This window comes from Burkholderia sp. MSh2 (assembly GCF_000731655.1).
Classification (GTDB): domain Bacteria; phylum Pseudomonadota; class Gammaproteobacteria; order Burkholderiales; family Burkholderiaceae; genus Burkholderia; species Burkholderia paludis.
In genome coordinates, this window is the sequence record NZ_JPGM01000157.1 from 1 (window position 1) to 729 (window position 729).

Here is a 729-nt window from a genome sequence, read left to right on the forward strand (position 1 = left end):
GGCGCAGCGGGGCGGGCGGCCGTCCGGTCCGGGCGAAATGCGGCGATGCGCGTTTCACATGAAGCGCCGCATTGCATTCCGAATGCCTGCTCCTTTTCTCGCTCCGGCCTTGCCAGCCGGTATTTTTGGCGTATCCAACGGATTCCGGTTCCTCGTACTCGGCCGCGGAAAGAACCGCTAACCATATTCCGGTTCAAAATCCCGCGTCAATGACGTGCATCAATTGTCTGCGGATTTGAATGAATGTATTGCGATCGGGTACGAAGAATCTTGAAAAAGGGCCATACCATCTGCTTGATTGATTCCGACAACAACACGGCGAAAACAGACATTGACAAATCGGCGGACGAGGGTCGCCCATATGATGCGGCGCAGAAAATCAGAAATGTAAGAAATTGTCAAAGGTCCGTAATAATGCAGACAGTGTCGAATCATTCATCGGCGGGGTTCACCGTGAATCGTGGTAGAGGCCCCGGTAACGGGCACCAACGCGCAAGCGTAATCGTGCTGTTGCTCGAGGGTTTCCCCATTATGCAGATGGGCAAGCTTGCCGCGGTTTTCGAACTCGCCAATCAACTCGGCCGTGCGGACGGCGCATTTGTCGACCACTACGAATTACGGCTCTATTCCGTGCACGGCGGGCCGGTCCGGTCGTCGTCGGGTGTCGGAATCTGGACGGACGCGGCCCGTACGCTCGACGCCAGCGTCGTGCATGCGTTGACCACGTTC

Annotated in this window: 1 protein-coding gene and 1 pseudogene; both read left to right on the forward strand. The window is 56.7% G+C overall.

Going from position 1 to position 729, the window contains the following annotated elements; all coding sequences use genetic code 11:
* Positions 1-181, forward strand: a 181-nt coding sequence (locus GQ57_RS44110; RefSeq protein ID WP_235215207.1) for a hypothetical protein, incomplete at its 5' end; no start/stop codon positions are given.
* A 323-nt stretch (positions 182-504) separates the two neighbouring features.
* Positions 505-729 (forward strand): annotated as a pseudogene (locus GQ57_RS38010) (AraC family transcriptional regulator); the annotation flags it as partial.